A 17,040-nucleotide genomic window follows, 5' to 3' on the forward strand; every position below is an offset into this window, starting at 1 on the left:
TGTGAAGTCTCAGGACATCGGTGACGGTTGTGTCTCAAGACATCGGTGACGGTATGTCTCGCGCTCGTGGTGACACTTCGGCTGCCGTCATTGGCCGATGGGTGAGTCGAGGGAGATCAGCAGCAGGGTCCGGTTCGCGATCACGCAGTGGCCCGAGGATGCCCCGCGTGGCGCCGTGACGGCCTTCTGCGCCGAGCACCAGATCAGCCGGAAGTCGTTCTACGCGATCCGTGCCCGGGCCGCCGAGGAAGGCGTCATGGCCGCGTGGGCACCGCGGTCGCGTCGCCCACGCCGGTCACCGTCCAAGACCCCACCCGAGGTGATCGAGCAGGCGCTGGCCGTGCGGGCCGAGCTGAAGAAGGCCGGGCTCGATCACGGGCCGTTGAGCGTGATGGACAAGATGACCGCCCTGGGGCTGCCGGCGCCCTCGCGGGCGACGTTGGCGCGGATCTTCCTCAAGGCCGGCGCGGTCGATCCCGAGCCGCGCAAGCGTCCGCGCGCCTCGTATCGCCGGTTCGTCTACCCGGCGCCGAACTGCCTGTGGCAGCTGGACGGGTTCACCTACCCCCTGGCCGGCGGGCGCGAAGGCACCATCTTGCAGGTCGTCGACGACCACTCCCGCATGATCCTGGCCTCGCTCGCCGCCGCCGGAGAGACCTCCGAGGCGGTCCTGGCGGTCGTGCGTACCGCGATCGCCCGGCACGGCATCCCGCAGCGCTTCCTCAGCGACAACGGCGTGGCGCTGAACCCGACCCGGCGCAAGAAGCGCGGCCAGCTCGTGGACTACCTGACCCGGCTGGGGGTGGACACCATCACCGGGAAACCGGGCAAACCCACCACCCAGGGCAAGAGCGAACGCCATCACCGCACCACCGCCCTGTGGCTAGACGCCCGCGAGCTCGCCGCCGACCTGCCGCACATGCAGCAGCTGCTCGAGGAGTTCGAGGTCGTCTACAACACCCAACGCCCCCACCAGGCCCTTCCCGGGCGGATCACCCCTCGTCAGGCCTGGGACGCCACCCCCAAGGCACCCGAGCCCGAACCGGCACCCGAACCGATCCCCGACGCCCCGGCGCTGGCGAAGGCCGAGGGACAAGCCACCCGGGTGGTCACAGCCAAGGGCGTCGTCACCGTCATCGGCACCCGCTTCTTGCTCGGCGAGGCCCACGCCGGCCAGACCGTCCACATCATCTGGGACCCGACCACCGTGGAGTTCTTCGACGCCAACGGCGAGAGCATCCGCACCACCCCACGACCAGCCCCCGGAACCCGCTACGTCGGCAACGGACAACCCCGCGGCTTCATGGCCCGCTACGCCAACCGTCACCCATCTCCTGAGACACCAACTGTCACCGATGTCCTGAGACAACAACCGTCACCGAAGTCCTGAGACATCACACTTGACGCCTCACGACCAACTTGACGCCTCGCGACCAAGTTGACGTCTCGCGGGCCGGGGGTCAGAGGGAGGACTCGTCCAGGTGCGGCGTCGTGCCGTCCCACCCGTCCAGCAGGGTGCGCACCAGCTCGGGGAGCGGCGTCGGGTAGACGACGGCGCCACCCGCCACTGCGGCGTCGAGGGCGTCGAGGTCCCACCAGCGCACCTCGTCGAGCACGTCGCGCTCGAGCTCGGTCCACCCGTCGTCGGTGAAGGCGTGGGCGCCGGAGACCCGGGCGAGGAAGAACTCCTCGTCCTGCCGGCACGTCACCCGGGCGAAGTCGAACAGCGCGCTGCGGGTGAGCACCGGCCCGACCAGCTCCTCGGGGTCGACGACGATGCCGGTCTCCTCGAGCACCTCCCGGGCGGCGCCCGCGCGCACGTCCTCGCCGGCGTCGAGGCCCCCGCCCACGGTGAACCACCACGAGCGGGTGACCTCCCCGGCGTCGTGCCCGCGCACGAGCAGCACCCGGTCGGCCTCGTCGACGAGGATGACGCGGGCGGCGCGGCGGAACGGCACCCCGTCCGGGCCCGGGACCCAGTCGGGCCCGAGCCCGTACGTCAGCGCGTCAGGCACCGCGCGGGCTCACCAGCCGCGCTCGGCGAGGCGGTGCGGGACGGGGATCTCGTCGACGTTGATGCCGACCATGGCCTCGCCCAGGCCGCGGGAGACCTCGGCGATGACGCTGGGGTCGTCGTAGAACGTCGTCGCCTTGACGATGGCCGCGGCGCGCTGGGCGGGGTTGCCGGACTTGAAGATGCCCGAGCCGACGAAGACGCCCTCGGCGCCCAGCTGCATCATCATGGCCGCGTCGGCCGGGGTGGCGATGCCGCCGGCGGTGAACAGCACGACGGGCAGCTTGCCCTTCTCGGCGACCTCCTTGACGAGGTCGTAGGGCGCCTGCAGCTCCTTGGCCGCGAGGTACAGCTCGTCCTCGGGCAGGCTCTGCAGCCGGCGGATCTCGTCGCGGATGGTGCGCATGTGCGTCGTGGCGTTCGAGACGTCCCCGGTGCCGGCCTCGCCCTTGGAGCGGATCATCGCCGCGCCCTCGGTGATGCGGCGCAGCGCCTCCCCGAGGTTGGTCGCCCCGCACACGAACGGGACGGTGAACTGCCACTTGTCGATGTGGTGGGCGTAGTCGGCCGGGGTGAGCACCTCGGACTCGTCGACGTAGTCCACGCCGAGGGACTGCAGCACCTGCGCCTCGACGAAGTGGCCGATGCGGGCCTTGGCCATGACGGGGATGGTGACGGCGCTGATGATGCCGTCGATCATGTCGGGGTCGCTCATCCGGGACACGCCGCCCTGGGCGCGGATGTCGGCGGGCACCCGCTCGAGGGCCATGACGGCGACGGCGCCGGCGTCCTCGGCGATCTTCGCCTGGTCGGGGGTGACGACGTCCATGATGACGCCGCCCTTGAGCATCTCGGCCATCCCGCGCTTGACGCGGGCGGTGCCCTGCTGCGGGGTGGGCTGCTCGGTGACGGCGAACTCGTTCTCTGACACGGTGACCTTCTGCGGATGGGGGGCTGACGCGCTCGAGTCTAGTCGTGCCGCGACAAGGCCCGTGCCCGTCTCGCCGACGGCGGACGGCGCACCGGTCTCTCCGACGCCGGACGGCGCACCGGGCGCGCCGTCATCGGGCCGCCGTCACACCCGGCCGGCGCCGGTGACCACCGCCCGGCTGCGCACCACCCGCTCGAGCAGCTCCTGCTCGTCGCGGCGCGCCCGCGGGTCGTACCGGCCGGACAGGGCGCGCTGGCGGGTGTAGGCCAGCGACGTCGCCGCGGCCTGGAAGTCCCGCATGGCCCGCTCGGCGCCGGGCCCGCGGGTGGCCGCCCAGGCGCGCGCCCGGCGCCTGCCCGGCATCGAGCTCAGCATCGTGACCTCGAAGGGCGTGAACCAGCCGGCCTGGGCGTACTCGCCCAGGCGGCGGGCGATGGTGCGCCGCTCGTCGGCGCGCAGCCACAGCACGAGCAGGATCAGCCCGACGAACAGCGGCACCTGGATGGACCAGTACACGGCGTCGGACGCGCCCAGCACCGCCGAGCCGTTCCACAGCGCATGCAGCGCCATCGCCGCGGCCAGGCCCACCGGGAAGAGCACCACCCACGCCGCCGTGGAGCGGCGCGAGGCCAGGCCGAGCGCGATGCCGGTGCAGGCGGTGAAGGTCACGTGGGCGAACGGGGCGTAGATCGCGCGGGCGACGAAGACCTGCGTCAGCGCCTCCTGGTACTGCACGAAGTACAGGACGTTCTCGGTGAACGCGAACCCGGCCGCCACCACCGCGGCGTAGACGATGCCGTCGACCGGGCCGTCCACCGCGCGCCGGCGCAGCAGGAAGATCAGCAGCACGCCCGCGCCCTTGGCGATCTCCTCCACCACCGGCGCGCCGACCACCGTGCCGAACACCTGCGCCTGCTCGGGGCTGCCCGTGACGGCGTAGACGCTGACCGCGATGAGGTCGTTGAAGAACAGGGCGACGGCGGCGGCCACCCCGATCCCCCACGCCAGGGCCGCGGCGAGCAGGCCGCGCGGCTCCGGCTCCCAGCGGTCCACCCACCGCACCGTCGCCAGGACGACGACCAGGGGGATGAAGGCGAGGACCCCCGCCAGCGCCGTCGCCCCGGTGCCGCCCACGGCGAGCACCGTGGCCAGCACCCACAGCGCGCCCACCAGCCCGAGCGCGATGCCGACCACCTCGACCGCCAGCGTCGCGGGGTGCCGGCGCGGCACCGCACCCCACTGGGCCCGCGTCGGCAGCTGGGCCTCGGGCGCCACGGCCGCCGGCCGCGGGGGCGGGCCGACGCGCCGCCCGACGCGGCCGGACGGCGGGGGCAGGTACGGTCCGCTCATCTGCGTCACAGTAGGGTCCCGGCGCGGCTCAGTCGTCCGGGAGGGCGTCGTCCATGTCGAACGGCTCGGGCAGCGGCGCGCGCCCGGCCAGGTGGAACGTGCGCACCGCCCACCGGGCGCGGACCTCGCGCACCCGCTGGACGTGGGCGTTGTGGAAGCGGCGCGCCACCTGGAGGCGGTACCAGGACTGCTGCAGGTGCCCGAGCACCTCGGTGGCGCGCGGGTCGTCGGCCAGCGCGGCCCGGTCCTCGGGGCCGCCGAGCACGGTGCGCAGGGTGCGGCTCAGCTCGCTCTCGACCAGGCCGCGGTCCGGGGCGTCGTCGAGGGCGACGGCGGCCCCCTCGCCCAGCGGGTCGGCACCCGGGGCGCCCTCCAGCCCGTCGCGCACCAGCCCGGCCGGCGCCGCGTCGATGGCGCGCAGGGCGACGTCGGTGACGACGATCGCCTCGGCGGGGTCGAGCGCGCCCGAGGCCGCCAGCTCGGTGGCCGCCGTGGCCCGCCGGACGAGCTGGGTCTCCAGCGTCGCGCGCGAGCGCAGCACCGTGCGGTGCAGCCGGTCCACCCGGGAGGCCTGGACCCACAGCGCCCAGCCGAGCAGCACGAGGACCAGGACGGCGAGCAGCAGCCAGTCGGTCAGCTCCACGACGGCTCCTCCCCGCCGGCAACGGGTTCAGTGCCGCTGGCGCGGGCGGCGCTAGTGCGATCGGCGCGGGTGCCGCCGGCCGGAGTGGCCTGGGTGCCGCCGTCCGGCGTGGCCTGGTTGTTGCCGCCCGTGGCCGCCTGGCCGCCGCCGGTGACGGCCTGGGTGGCGGCGCGCAGCCGGGCGAACATCGTGCGCGAGCGCGGGTCCTCGCTCACGCGGGCGTGCGCGGTGGACAGCACCATGTCGTAGACGGCGAGCACCTGGCTGGTCACGGTCGACCAGTCGTAGCGGCGCACCGCGGTGGCGGCGCGCTCGCGCACCGGCGCCGTGCCGGCCCGGTCCCCCAGCACCTCCACGAGGGTGCGGGCCAGGCTGAGGGGATCCCCCCGGCTGAAGAGCCGGCCCAGGCGGCCGCCGTCGAGCACGGCCTGGAAGGCGGGGATGTCGGCGGCGACGACGAGGGAGCCGCCGCTCATCGCCTCGACGAGCACGATGCCGAAGCTCTCCCCGCCGGTCTGCGGGGCGACGTAGGCGTCCACCGAGGCGAACAGGCTGGCCTTGTCCTCGTCGCTGACTCCGCCGAGGAAGGTCACCGCGTCGCCGTAGCGGGCCAGCGCGGCCCGTTCCTGCGCCGCCTCGCCGCGTCCGGCGACGAGGAAGCGGGCGCCGGGGATCTCGGCGAGGACCGGGCCGACGGCGTCGGCGAGGATGGGCAGGCCCTTGCGTGGCTCGTCGAGCCGGCCGAGGAACGCCACCGTGGGCCGCTCGTCGGTGCCCTCCCACTCGGGCCGGCGGGCGGCGCCGGCGAAGCGGTCGACGTAGACGCCGTTGGGGACGACGACGGCGTCCCCGCCCAGGTGCTGGACGAGGGTGCGCCGGGCCTCCTCGGAGACGGCGATGCGCCCGGTGATCTTCTCGAGCATCGGCACGACCACCGGGGAGATCGCCTGCAGCGCGCGCGAGCGTTCCATGGAGGTGTGGAAGGTGGCGACCACCGGCCCGTCGGCGACCCACAGGGCAAGCATGCTCAGCGAGGGGATCATCGGCTCGTGGATGTGCAGCAGGTCGAAGTCGCCCTGCTCCACCCAGCGGCGCACCCGGCCGGCGACGACGGGGCCGAAGTTCAGCCGGGCCACCGACCCGTTGTACGGGATCGCCACCGTGCGCCCGGTGGAGACGACGTAGTCGGGCACCGGGGTCGAGTCCTCGGCCGGGGCGAGGACCGAGACGGTGTGGCCCCGGCGGATGAGCTCCTCGGCGAGGTCGCGGACGTGGAACTGCACCCCGCCCGGCGCGTCGAAGGAGTACGGGCAGACGATTCCGACCCGCATCAGCCGCGCCCCTCCGGCGGGCCGGCGGGACTCTCCCCCGCCGCCTGCCGCGCCCGCGCGGCGGACCGGGCGAGCCGGTCGGCGTCGAGGTCGGCGAGGAAGACCTTCTGCAGCATGTGCCAGGCCTCGGGGTGGCGGCGCAGCCGCGCACCGACCCAGTCGACCCACCGCTGGGTGAGCTCGGCGACGGTGAGCTGCTCGCCGGGCCGGTCCAGCCGCGGGCTGAACTCCACCACGATCCCCCACGGGCCCCCGGCGGCGCGGCGCCGCGCGCCGTGCAGCCGCTCGTGGCGGATCATCACCGCGTGCAGGGGCTGGCCGGTGGCCAGGCTCAGGGCCGCCGGGCCGGGTGCCACGCGGGCCCGGTGGCCGGCGAGGTCGACCTCGACGCCGGTGTGCGAGAGGTCCCGGTCGGCCAGGAGCGGGACGAGGTAGGCGCCGGTGCGCGACAGGCGCAGCAGCTCGCGAAAGACGTTGCGGCCCTTCTCCAGCGGGATGATCGTCATGCCCAGGCCGGTACGGAACCGCAGGAACCCCTGGAAGACCTCCTCGGGCTCGAGGTGCTCGGCCACCGTGAGCACGTGCCCGAGCTCCCCGGTGCCCCACGCGCCGGCGAGGTCCCAGTTGCCCGAGTGCGACAGGGCGCACTGGACCGACCGGCCGGCGGCGAGCTCGGCGCGGATCGCGGCGTCGCCGATCACCCGCACCCGGGCCTCGATCCGGTCGCGGGACAGCCGGGGCAGCTGGAAGGCCTCGCGGTAGTAGCGCAGGTAGCCGCGCATGTTCTCCCGGGAGAGCCGGCGCACCGCCCGGTGGGACAGGTCCGGGCGCAGCCGGGCCAGGTTGGTCTCGAGCTGGCGCACCCCGCCGCCGCGGGCGAGCCACGCGCCGTCGGCCACCGCGGTGAAGGCGGCGCGCGCCACCGGCTCCGGCAGGTGCTCGACGCCGCGCTGGGCGAGGCGGAAGACGCGGGCGATGTCGATGCTCACGAGGCGGCGCCCTCGGGCGTCGGCGCGCTGTCCTGGCCGTCCGCGGCGCTGCCCGGGCCGGCGGCGCGCGCCTGGAGGTAGACCGTGCGCATGCGCTGGACCACGGTGACGGCGCTGGCCAGGGCGAGCAGGCCCAGCGCGACGGTCATGACCCACACGGGCAGGCCGAGCCCGACGAGCAGGGTCGCCACGAGGGCGACGACGAGGCGGTCGGCGCGCTCGGCGAGCCCGACGTTCGCCGTCATGCCCAGCCCCTCGGCGCGCGCCTTGGCGTAGGGCACGACGCCGCCGAGGACGAGGCAGGCGAGGGCGAGGGCCGCGGTCCAGCCGCCCAGGGGGCCCTCGACGTGGTGCAGCGCCCACAGCAGCAGCCCGGAGAACAGGGCGGCGTCGGCGATGCGATCCATCGTGGAGTCGAGGAACGCGCCCCAGCGCGAGACCCGGTCCATCATCCGGGCCATCTGCCCGTCGAGGTTGTCGGCGACGACGAGCGCGCCGACGACGAGCGCGCCGGCGGTGAGGTGGTCGGTGGGCAGCAGCGTCAGGGCCGCGACCGTGGTGGCGGCGGTGCCGCCCACGGTGACGACGTCGGGGCTGACGCCCAGGCGCACCAGCACCCGGGCCGCGGGGCCGAAGACCGCGGCGGCGAACCCGCGACCGCTCCTGCTGAGCACTACCGCGCCCCCTCGTCGCCGGCCGGGGTGGCCGCGGGGCTGGCCAGCCGGGCCCAGCCGTCGGCCAGGAGCCGGCGGGTCTCCCCCAGCACCTGCGGCAGCGCCTTGGTGCGGGCCACGATCGGGAAGAAGTTCGCGTCCCCGCCCCACCGCGGCACGACGTGCTGGTGCAGGTGGGCGGCGATGCCCGCGCCGGCCACGGCGCCCTGGTTCATGCCCAGGTTGAACCCGTGCGGCGCGGAGACCTCGGTGAGCACCCGCATGGCGGTGGCGGTGAGCACGCCGACCTCCTCGCGCTCGGCGTCGGTGAGGTCGGTGAAGCCGGCCACGTGCCGATAGGGGCACACCAGCAGGTGGCCGGGGTTGTACGGGTAGAGGTTGAGCACCACGAAGGCCAGCTCGCCGCGGTGGACGATGAGGCCGTCCTCGTCGCTGCGGGAGGGCGCCCGGCAGAACGGGCACGCCTGCTCGCCGTCGTCGTCGGGCCGGTCCTCGCCGTCGATGTAGGCCATGCGGTGGGGGGTCCACAGGCGCTGGAAGGCGTCGGGGACGCCGACGAAGTCCGCAGCCGGCTCGGCGCGCTGGTCGCCCATCAGACCTGCTCCCGGTTGGCGATCGCGGCGACGATCCGCTCGACGGCCTCGGCCACCGGCACCTGGTTCTCCTGGTGGCCGTCGCGGAACCGGAACGACACCGCGCCCGCCTCGACGTCCTCCCCGCCCGCGATGAGCACGAAGGGCACCTTCTCCTTGGCGGCGTTGCGGATCTTCTTGCCGAACCGGTCGTCGGAGTCGTCCAGCTCCACGCGCACGCCCTTGGCCCGCAGCTGGTCCAGGACGCCGCGCAGGTAGTCGTCGAAGACGTCGGCGACGGGCACGCCGACCACCTGCACGGGCGAGAGCCAGGCCGGGAACGCGCCCGCGTAGTGCTCGAGGAGCACGCCGAAGAACCGCTCGATGGAGCCGAACAGGGCCCGGTGGATCATGACCGGGCGCTGCCGCGAGCCGTCGGGGGCGGTGTACTCGAGCTCGAACAGCTCCGGCTCGAAGAAGTCGAGCTGGATGGTCGAGAGCTGCCAGGTGCGCCCGATGGCGTCCTTGGCCTGCACGGAGATCTTCGGGCCGTAGAAGGCCGCGCCGCCCGGGTCGGGCACGAGCTCCAGGCCCGAGGCGGTGGCCACCTCCTCGAGGGTGCGGGTCGCCTCCTCCCAGGTCGCCTCGTCGCCGACGGACTTCTCCGGGTCACGGGTGGACAGCTCGAGGTAGAACTCCTCGAGCCCGTAGTCGCGGAGCAGGTCCAGGACGAAGGTGAGCAGGCTCGAGAGCTCGTCCTTCATCTGCTCGCGGGTGCAGTAGATGTGCGCGTCGTCCTGGGTGAACCCGCGGGCGCGGGTCAGGCCGTGCACCACGCCCGACTTCTCGTACCGGTACACGGTGCCGAACTCGAAGAGCCGCAGCGGCAGCTCGCGGTAGGAGCGCCCGCGGGAGTTGAACACCAGGTTGTGCATCGGGCAGTTCATGGGCTTGAGGTAGTAGTCCTGCCCCTGCCTGGTGATGTTGCCCTCGGCGTCGCGGGCCTCGTCCAGGTGCATCGGGGGGTACATGCCGTCGGCGTACCACTCGAGGTGCTTGGAGGTCTGGAAGAGCTGCGCCTTGGTGATGTGCGGGGTGGTGACGAAGGAGTAGCCGGCCTCCACGTGACGGCGGCGCGAGTACTCCTCCATCTCCATGCGGATCATCGCGCCCTTGGGGTGGAAGACGGGCAGGCCCGAGCCGATCTCGTCGGGGAAGGAGAACAGGTCGAGCTCGGCACCCAGGCGGCGGTGGTCGCGGCGCTCGGCCTCGGCGAGGCGCTCGGTGTAGGCCTTGAGCTCGTCCTTGCTGGGCCAGGCGGTGCCGTAGACACGCTGGAGCTGGGGGTTCTTCTCGCTGCCGCGCCAGTAGGCGGCGGCCGAGCGCATGAGGGCGAAGCCGTTGCCGATGAGCTTGGTCGAGGGCAGGTGCGGCCCGCGGCACAGGTCCTTCCAGGCGACCTCGCCGCCGCGGCGGACGTTGTCGTAGATGGTCAGCTCGCCGCCGCCCACCTCGACCGAGGCACCCTCGGCCACGTCCGCGTCGGAGGCCTCGCCGTCGCCGCCGGGACCCTTGAGCCCGATGAGCTCGAGCTTGTAGGGCTGGTCGGCCAGCTCCGCGCGCGCCTCCTCCTCGGTGACCACCCGGCGCCGGAAGGCCTGGTTCTCCTTGACGATCCGGCCCATGACCTTCTCGAAGGCCTTGAGGTCCTCGGGGGTGAAGGGCTGCTCGACGTCGAAGTCGTAGTAGAAGCCGTCGGTGATGGGCGGGCCGATGCCGAGCTTGGCGTCCGGGTTGACCTGCTGGACCGCCTGGGCGAGCACGTGCGCGGTGGAGTGGCGCAGGATCGCCAGGCCGTCGGGGCTGTCGATGGTCACCGGCTCGATGACGGCGCCGGCGGGCAGCTCGTCGACGGCGGTGGCCAGGTCGCGCAGCTCGCCGTCGACGCGGAGGGCGACGACGTCCGGGCGGCCGGCGAACAGCTCAGTGCCCGTCGTGCCCCCGCTGACGGTCTGCTCGACGCCGTCGATGGTCAGGGTGTGGTCGGACACGGTGGGGCTCCTGGCAGTTTGCGGGTAGGACCACCCGATCCTACCGAGCAGCGACCCGGGCGCCGCGCACCGGCCCGGTCACGCCCGCGCGCCCAGGTGCTCCGCGAGATAGCGCACGCAGCCGTCGACGGAGACGATGCGGGTGTAGTCGCGCTCGGGGACCTCCACCCCGGTGGCCTGGAACAGCCCGACGGCCAGGTTGAGCACGTCCATCGAGTCCAGCTCGAGCTCCTCGCGCAGGTCGGCCGCGGGGTCGACGGCGCCGGGGTCCGCCTCGGGTGCCACCTCGCCCAGCACCCGCAGCACCGTGGCGCGCAGCTCCGCCGTGCCCGGTGCCGGCCGCCCCGCGTTCACCGCCGGATGCGCCGCGCCGGGCGCCGTCGTCGGCTCGTCCATCACAGCACCTCCGCCTCCGTCACAGCCTCTCCGGGTCCTGCAGCAGGTGGTCCAGCGCCGCCAGCAGGACGGCGCCCCGGTGGCCGTCGCTCGCCCGGTGGTCCGCGCCGAGGGTGGCGGTGACGACCGGGCGCACGCCGAGCATGCCGTCGCTCGCCCACGGTCGTTGCCGGGTGCGCCCGAGCCCGACGATGGCCACCTGCGGCGGGTAGATGACCGGCAGCACCATGTCGGGGCCCTCGTCGCCCAGGCTGGTCACGGTGACCGTCGGGTCGGCGACCTCCGAGGACCGCAGCCGGCCCGCCCGGGCGCGTCCGGTCACGTCGCGCAACCGGGCCATGAGGTCGGGGAGCGGGGCCCGGTCGGCGTCGTGCAGCGCGGGAGCGACGAGCCCGCCGCCGCGCAGGGCGATCGCGACGCCGAGGTGGACGTGCGCCGCCGGCCGGAAGCCGTCCTGCTCCCAGGTGCCGTTGAGGTCGGGGGCCTCGCGCAGCGCGAGGGCCGTGGCCTTGAGGAGCAGCACGACGGGCAGGAGCCGGTCGGTGACGCCGACCGCGGCGTTGTGGGCCTCGAGCCAGGTCAGCGAGCGGGACGTGTCGATGTCGCGGGTGAGGTAGTAGTGCGGGATCTCCCGGTTGGAGCGCGCCATGGCCGCCGCGACCGCGCGGCGCACCGCGGCCTGCCGGTCGGCCCCCGTGAGGGGCGGGGACGGTACGGCCGGTGCTGCCGGTGGCGGTGCTGGTGCCGGGGCCGGCGAGGGGCCCGGGGCGGGCGAGGGAGCCGGGGCCGGGACCGGCGGGGGTGCCGGCACGGCCTCCCCCGTCGACCGGGCGGCCGCGAGCGCCTCGACGTCCTCCCGGCGCACCGCGCCGCCCGGGCCCGTGCCGGTCACGGTGGCCAGGTCGACCCCCAGCTCCTGCGCGAGCCGCCGGGCGAGCGGGGAGGCGAAGGGTCGTCGGCCCGGGCGCGCGGCCGGGGCCGCCGGGCGCCCCGCCCGGCCTCCGGGCGCCCGGACCGGGACCGGCTCGGGGGCGAGGGGCTCCGGCGTCCGGGTGCCCCCTGCCGCAGCCGCGGCCGTTGGGGCGGCCGGGGCGTGTCCCTTGGCCGCGAGCGCCGCGTCCTCCCGGATCAGTGCCAGCGGCGTGCCGACCGGGACCCGGCGCCCCTCGGGCACGAGCAGCTCCTCGACGGTGCCGGTGACGAAGGTCTCCACCTCGATGACCGACTTGTCGGTGTCCACCTCGGCGACGATGTCCCCGCGGTGCACCTGGTCGCCGACGCCCACGTGCCAGGCGATCAGGGTGCCGAAGTCCATGTCGGCCCCGAGCGATGGCATCCGGAACTCACCCATGGCCACCGACCACGTCACGGGCCGCGGCGGCGATGCTCTCGGGCTGGGGCAGCGCCGCCTGCTCGAGGTGCTGGGCGTACGGCACCGGCACCTCGACCCCGCACACCCGCGCCACCGGCGCGTCCAGCTCGTAGAACGCGCCCTCCATGATCCGGGCGCTGACCTCGGCGGCGACGCTGCCGCTGCGCCACTCCTCGTCGACCACGACGGCCCGGTGGGTGCGCGTCACGGTCGCCAGGACGGCCGCCGTGTCCAGGGGGCGCAGCGTCCGCAGGTCCAGCACCTCGGCCGCGATCCCCTCCGCGGCGAGCAGCTCGGCGGCGGCGAGCGCCTTGGGCAGCGACCCGCCGTAGGTGATGAGGCTGACGTCGCGGCCGGGGCGGCGCACCGCGGCGCGGTCGATGTCGACCGGGCCGGCGTCGGGCGAGAGGGGGCCGCGCACCGGGTACAGGCCGCCGTGCTCGAAGATGATCACGGGGTCGGGGTCCTGCAGGGCCGTCCAGAGCATGCCGCGCGCGTCCTCGAGGGTGGCGGGCACGACCACGCGCAGGCCCGGGATGTGGGCGTAGAGGCCCTCCAGGCTGTGCGAGTGCTGGGCGGCGAGCTGGCGCCCGGCGCCGGTGGTCATGCGGATGACGATCGGCACCGCCAGCTGGCCGCCGGACATGTGCAGCAACGTCGCGGCGTTGTTGAGGATCTGGTCCAGGGCGAGCAGGCTGAAGTTGATCGTCATGATCTCGACGATCGGGTGCCGCCCGCCCAGGGCCGCGCCGATCCCGGCACCGACGAACCCCGCCTCCGACAGCGGGGTGTCGCGCACCCGCTCGGGGCCGAACTCCGTCAGCAGGCCCTTGGTGACGCCGAAGCAGCCCCCGTACGCGCCGACGTCCTCCCCCATGACGAAGGCCAGCGGGTCGCGCTGCAGGGCGTCGCGCAGCGCCTCCCGGAACGCCTCCCGGAAGGTGGTGTCCAGGGCCGTGGTCGTCATGGCACGGCCCTGCGGTACACCTGGCGGGTGAGGTCCTCGACCGGCTCGAGCGTGCCCGCCTCGGCGAAGGCCACGGCGTCGTCGATCTCGGCGGCCACCTCGGCCTCGAGCCGCTCCCGCTCCGCGGGGCCGATCAGTCCGGCGTCGCCGAGCCGGCGGGCGAAGGTCTCCAGGGGGTCGCGCGTCTTCCACCGCTCGACCTCCTCCTTGCTGCGGTACAGCTCCGGGTCGTACATCGAGTGGGCCCGGAAGCGGTAGGTGCGGAACTCCACGAAGCACGGCCCCGCCCCCGCCCGGACCAGGCCGACCGCCCGGCGGGCGGCGGCGCGGCACGCCAGCACGTCCATGCCGTCGACCGCCCAGGCCGGCATGGCGTAGGAGGCGGCCTTGACGGTGAGGTCGGTCTGCGACTCCGAGCGCCGCAACGCCGTGCCCATGGCGTAGAGGTTGTTCTCGCAGAGGAAGACCACCGGCAGGTGCCACAGCGCGGCGAGGTTCATCGACTCGTGGAAGGCGCCCTCGGCGACGGCCCCCTCGCCGAAGAAGCACGCGGTGACCCGGTCCTGCCCGGCCAGCCGGTCCGCGAGCGCCAGGCCGACGGCGACCGGCAGGCCGCCGGCGACGATCGCGTTGCCGCCGTAGAACCGGGTGGCGGTGTCGAACAGGTGCATCGAGCCGCCGTGGCCGCGGCTGCACCCCTCGACCCGGCCGAACATCTCCGCCATGACGGCGCGGGCGGAGACCCCGCGCACGAGGGCGTGGCCGTGCTCGCGGTAGGTGGAGACGACGGCGTCCTCGGGGCCCACGGCGTCCATGGCGCCCACCGCCACGGCCTCCTCCCCGATGTACAGGTGCATGAACCCGCGGATGAGGGCCGCGCTGTACAGCTCGACGCAGCGTTCCTCGAAGCGCCGGACCCGCAGCATGCCCAGCAGCAGGTGGCGCGCGTCCGCCTCGTCGGTGGCGTGCGGGGCGCGCAGCGTCGTCGTCACGGGATCTCGCCCCCTTCCAGGGTGGACAGGTCGCCGACCGGCAGCCCGAGCTCGCGGGCCCGCAGGAGGCGGCGCATGATCTTGCCGCTGCGGGTGTGGGGCAGCTCGGTCACGATCTCGATCTCCCGGGGGGCGACGGCGGCGCCGAGCCGGGCGCGCCCGAAGCCGAGCAGCTCGCGGGTCAGCCCGCCGTCGCCGGCGGCGTCGGGGCGCGCGACGACGAAGGCCTTGACGATCTCGCACGCGACGGGGTCGGGCTTGCCGATCACCCCGGCCTCGGCCACGGCGGGGTGCTCCATCAGGGTGCTCTCGACCTCGAACGGGCCGATGAGGTGGCCGGAGGACTTGATGACGTCGTCCGCCCGGCCGAGGAACCAGAAGTACCCGTCCTCGTCGCGGGAGGCCAGGTCCCCGGTGAGGTACCAGCCGCCGGCGAAGCAGCGGCGGTACCGCTCCTCGGCGTGGAGGTACCCGCGGAACATCGAGGGCCACCCGGGCCGGAGCGCGAGCTCGCCGCCCACCCCCGGGCCCAGGACCTCCGCACGCCCGTCGGCGAGGAGGACGCCGTCGGGCCCGCGGCGCAGCACCGCCGCCTCCACCCCCGGCAGGGGGCGCCCCATCGAGCCGGGCCGGACGTCGGCCGCCGCGGTGTTGGCGATCATGATCCCGCCGGTCTCCGTCTGCCACCAGTTGTCGTGGACGGGCAGGCCGAGCGCGTCCTGCCCCCACACCACCGCCTCGGGGTTGAGCGGCTCGCCCACGCTGGCCACGAAGCGCAGGGCGGGGGCCGCGAGCGCCCCCTGGGCCGGCCCGCCCAACCGCATGAGCCGGCGGATCGCCGTCGGGGCGGTGTACCAGACGCTGACCCGTTCCTCGCGCAGCGTGGCGTACCACCGCTCGGCGTCGAAGTCCGCCTCGTCGACGATGCTGGTCACCCCGTGGGTCAGCGGGGCGACGATGCCGTAGGAGGTGCCGGTGACCCAGCCGGGGTCCGCGGTGCACCAGTAGACGTCCTCGGGGTGCAGGTCCAGCGCGAAGCGGGCGGAGGCGTGGTGCATCACCACGGCCTCGTGGACGTGGACCGCCCCCTTGGGCGTCCCGGTGGTCCCGCTGGTGAAGTGCAGCAGCGCCGGCGTCTCGGGGTCCGTGGGGGCGATGGCGTACTCCTGCGCCTCCCCGGCGACGAGCGCGGCGAAGGACAGCGTGCCCTCCGGGGGCGCGGCGTCGGCGGGCACGTCGGTGAGCAGGACGTGGCGCAGGCGCGGCAGCCCGTCCCGGAGTGCGGCGACCTTGCGTTCGTAGGCGGTGCGGGTGGTCACGAGCACGGTGGCCTCGCCGATCGCCATCCGCTGGCGCACCGGCTCCGGACCGAACGCGGAGAAGAGCGGGCAGAACACGCGGCGGGCCTTGAGCGTGCCGATCGCCGCGACGTAGAGCGCGGGCACCCGCCCGCTGAGCGCGAAGACGCTGTCGCCCGGGGCGGTGCCGAGGCGCTCGAGGGCGTGCGCGAAGGCGCTGGTGCGCCGGGCCAGGTCGGCGTACGTGAGGTCCAGGCGCTCGCCGTGGCGGCCCAGCCACCGCAGCGCGACGTGGCCGGCCCGCGGCCCGGCGGCGTGCCGGTCGACGGCCTCGTGGGCGATGTTCAGCCCGGCGCCGTCCGGCAGGCCGTCGAGCCAGGACCGGGCCACCGCCCAGGAGAACCCCGGCCACCCGGCCGCCGGGAGGTTCGGCGTCACCCGCAGGTCGGCGGGATCCTTGTGGATGGTCGGGTACGTCATCGCTGCCCCACGGCGGTGGCCACGACGACGGCGACCGCCCGGCCGCCGTCGCCCGCGAGGCTGAGCGCCCACCGGTCCAGGCCCTGCGCGCGGGCCGCGGCGGCCGCCGCGCCCGTCAGGCGCACGGCGGGGGCGCCCTGCCCGGACAGGACCTCGACGTCGCGCCACGCCACGGGGCCGATCCCGGTGCTCAGGGCCTTCGCGACCGCCTCCTTGGCCGCCATGCGCCGGGCGAGCCGCTCGGGCCGTCCGCGGCAGGCCCGGAGCTCGGCCGGGGTGAACACCCGCCGGCGCAGGGCGTCCCCGCGCAGCGCCAGGACCCGTTCGAAGCGGGAGACGTCGACCACGTCGATGCCGAGTCGTGGTCCGGTCGCGACAGCCGGGATCGCCGCGCCAGGAGAGTGGTGCCCGTCGAACCGTGGGCCGGCACCTGGCTGTGTGCGGGACCTGCCCATCTCCGCCTCCGTCGGCGTCGCGTGCGCCTCCACGGTACTCCCGCCCGGCGGCGCGGTGGAGGGCGTCGGTCCCGCCGCCGGCCCGATCCCGCCTGGCACGGCGCTGCCGCCGTCGGAACTGCCAGAAGCGGGGGTGGAGCCCCGGCGGGCTCGCGTGGTTCACTGCCGTGGCGAGCGGTGGTGGTGTTCCCGTCCACCACCTCGCCGTCCGCAAGGACCGGGAGGACTGCCATGGGACGCGTCGAGGACAAGGTTGTCGTCATCAGCGGCGGGGCGGTCGGTCTCGGTGCGGCCGCGGCGAGGCTTCTTGCCGAGGAGGGCGCCCGCGTCGTCATCACCGACGTGGCCGACACCGTGGGCGAGCAGACCGCGGAGTCGATCCGGGCCGAGGGGGGCGAGGCGCTCTCAAGGGGTGAGTGCATAGGCCTGGGACGTTTTCGTCCTGGAGGGCTGCGGGTGTGGGTTCGCATGCGGGGTTGGAAGTGCGTGGGCTGGCGGTGGATCTGCTGGCCGAGGGGCATCCGG

The 17,040-nt window shown here is 74.7% G+C and carries 17 protein-coding genes; 2 read left to right on the plus strand and 15 right to left on the minus strand.

Annotated elements, in window-relative coordinates:
- Positions 1-97 precede the first annotated feature (97 nt).
- The gene (locus tag GD970_RS20035; RefSeq protein ID WP_226925500.1) at positions 98-1,390 is read left to right on the plus strand and encodes an integrase core domain-containing protein; all 1,293 of its coding nucleotides are present in this window, start codon (positions 98-100) and stop codon (positions 1,388-1,390) included.
- A gap of 70 nt (positions 1,391-1,460) precedes the next feature.
- Here GD970_RS20035 and GD970_RS20040 read toward each other — a convergent pair whose 3' ends face one another.
- From GD970_RS20040 to acpS, 15 genes are all read right to left on the minus strand, one after another.
- A complete protein-coding gene (locus GD970_RS20040; protein WP_152204670.1) occupies positions 1,461-2,015 on the minus strand; it encodes an NUDIX hydrolase in 555 nt (184 codons plus the stop codon).
- Positions 2,016-2,024: 9 nt separating this feature from the next.
- A complete protein-coding gene (pdxS, locus tag GD970_RS20045) occupies positions 2,025-2,945 on the minus strand; it encodes a pyridoxal 5'-phosphate synthase lyase subunit PdxS (RefSeq protein WP_152204671.1) in 921 nt (306 codons plus the stop codon).
- A gap of 144 nt (positions 2,946-3,089) precedes the next feature.
- Complete coding sequence (locus tag GD970_RS20050; protein ID WP_152204672.1) at positions 3,090-4,295, minus strand: PrsW family intramembrane metalloprotease; 1,206 nt, start codon at positions 4,293-4,295, stop codon at positions 3,090-3,092.
- 28 nt (positions 4,296-4,323) lie between these two features.
- On the minus strand, positions 4,324-4,938 hold the full coding sequence (locus GD970_RS20055) for a hypothetical protein (protein ID WP_152204673.1): 615 nt from the start codon (positions 4,936-4,938) through the stop codon (positions 4,324-4,326).
- The gene (locus GD970_RS20060; protein WP_152204674.1) at positions 4,929-6,269 is read right to left on the minus strand and encodes a glycosyltransferase family 4 protein; all 1,341 of its coding nucleotides are present in this window, start codon (positions 6,267-6,269) and stop codon (positions 4,929-4,931) included. The genes GD970_RS20055 and GD970_RS20060 overlap by 10 nt, the downstream gene beginning before the upstream one ends.
- Positions 6,269-7,258, minus strand: a complete 990-nt coding sequence (locus GD970_RS20065) for a phosphatidylinositol mannoside acyltransferase (RefSeq protein WP_152204675.1) — start codon at positions 7,256-7,258, stop codon at positions 6,269-6,271. The genes GD970_RS20060 and GD970_RS20065 overlap by 1 nt, the downstream gene beginning before the upstream one ends.
- Entirely contained in the window at positions 7,255-7,932 is a 678-nt protein-coding gene (gene pgsA / locus GD970_RS20070; protein WP_152204676.1) for a phosphatidylinositol phosphate synthase, read from the minus strand. The genes GD970_RS20065 and pgsA overlap by 4 nt, the downstream gene beginning before the upstream one ends.
- Positions 7,932-8,525: an HIT family protein gene (locus GD970_RS20075; protein ID WP_152204677.1), complete on the minus strand. Its 594-nt coding sequence runs from the start codon at positions 8,523-8,525 to the stop codon at positions 7,932-7,934. The genes pgsA and GD970_RS20075 overlap by 1 nt, the downstream gene beginning before the upstream one ends.
- Positions 8,525-10,555: a threonine--tRNA ligase gene (gene thrS / locus GD970_RS20080; protein WP_152204678.1), complete on the minus strand. Its 2,031-nt coding sequence runs from the start codon at positions 10,553-10,555 to the stop codon at positions 8,525-8,527. Before thrS ends, GD970_RS20075 begins: the two co-directional genes overlap by 1 nt.
- A gap of 78 nt (positions 10,556-10,633) precedes the next feature.
- Positions 10,634-10,951, minus strand: coding sequence for an acyl carrier protein (locus GD970_RS20085; protein ID WP_152204679.1), 318 nt, complete (start codon positions 10,949-10,951; stop codon positions 10,634-10,636).
- Positions 10,952-10,970: 19 nt separating this feature from the next.
- The gene (locus GD970_RS20090) at positions 10,971-12,287 is read right to left on the minus strand and encodes a dihydrolipoamide acetyltransferase family protein (RefSeq protein ID WP_264372244.1); all 1,317 of its coding nucleotides are present in this window, start codon (positions 12,285-12,287) and stop codon (positions 10,971-10,973) included.
- A gap of 7 nt (positions 12,288-12,294) precedes the next feature.
- The gene (locus tag GD970_RS20095; RefSeq protein ID WP_152204681.1) at positions 12,295-13,290 is read right to left on the minus strand and encodes an alpha-ketoacid dehydrogenase subunit beta; all 996 of its coding nucleotides are present in this window, start codon (positions 13,288-13,290) and stop codon (positions 12,295-12,297) included.
- On the minus strand, positions 13,287-14,216 hold the full coding sequence (gene pdhA, locus GD970_RS20100; RefSeq protein ID WP_152204685.1) for a pyruvate dehydrogenase (acetyl-transferring) E1 component subunit alpha: 930 nt from the start codon (positions 14,214-14,216) through the stop codon (positions 13,287-13,289). The genes GD970_RS20095 and pdhA overlap by 4 nt, the downstream gene beginning before the upstream one ends.
- Before the next feature lie 62 nt (positions 14,217-14,278).
- Positions 14,279-16,060, minus strand: a complete 1,782-nt coding sequence (gene acsA, locus GD970_RS20105; protein WP_152204682.1) for an acetate--CoA ligase — start codon at positions 16,058-16,060, stop codon at positions 14,279-14,281.
- Complete coding sequence (acpS, locus tag GD970_RS20110) at positions 16,057-16,515, minus strand: holo-ACP synthase (protein WP_152204683.1); 459 nt, start codon at positions 16,513-16,515, stop codon at positions 16,057-16,059. Before acpS ends, acsA begins: the two co-directional genes overlap by 4 nt.
- A 231-nt stretch (positions 16,516-16,746) precedes the next feature.
- On the opposite strand from acpS, the gene GD970_RS20115 reads away from it, so the two are divergent.
- A partial coding sequence (locus tag GD970_RS20115; protein ID WP_152204684.1) for an SDR family NAD(P)-dependent oxidoreductase occupies positions 16,747-17,040 on the plus strand: 294 nt, incomplete at its 3' end.

This window comes from Georgenia thermotolerans, assembly GCF_009193185.1.
Classification (GTDB): Bacteria; Actinomycetota; Actinomycetes; order Actinomycetales; family Actinomycetaceae; genus Georgenia; species Georgenia thermotolerans.

Coding starts and splice junctions, on each gene's coding strand:
- GD970_RS20090 (WP_264372244.1), bottom strand. CDS start 12,287: ATGCCATCGCTCGGGGCCGACATGGACTTCGGCACCCTGATCGCCTGG.
- acpS (WP_152204683.1), bottom strand. CDS start 16,515: ATGGGCAGGTCCCGCACACAGCCAGGTGCCGGCCCACGGTTCGACGGG.
- GD970_RS20060 (WP_152204674.1), bottom strand. CDS start 6,269: ATGCGGGTCGGAATCGTCTGCCCGTACTCCTTCGACGCGCCGGGCGGG.
- GD970_RS20035 (WP_226925500.1), top strand. CDS start 98: ATGGGTGAGTCGAGGGAGATCAGCAGCAGGGTCCGGTTCGCGATCACG.
- GD970_RS20075 (WP_152204677.1), bottom strand. CDS start 8,525: ATGGGCGACCAGCGCGCCGAGCCGGCTGCGGACTTCGTCGGCGTCCCC.
- pdhA (WP_152204685.1), bottom strand. CDS start 14,216: ATGCTGCGGGTCCGGCGCTTCGAGGAACGCTGCGTCGAGCTGTACAGC.
- GD970_RS20050 (WP_152204672.1), bottom strand. CDS start 4,295: ATGAGCGGACCGTACCTGCCCCCGCCGTCCGGCCGCGTCGGGCGGCGC.
- GD970_RS20085 (WP_152204679.1), bottom strand. CDS start 10,951: ATGGACGAGCCGACGACGGCGCCCGGCGCGGCGCATCCGGCGGTGAAC.
- GD970_RS20095 (WP_152204681.1), bottom strand. CDS start 13,290: ATGACGACCACGGCCCTGGACACCACCTTCCGGGAGGCGTTCCGGGAG.
- acsA (WP_152204682.1), bottom strand. CDS start 16,060: ATGACGTACCCGACCATCCACAAGGATCCCGCCGACCTGCGGGTGACG.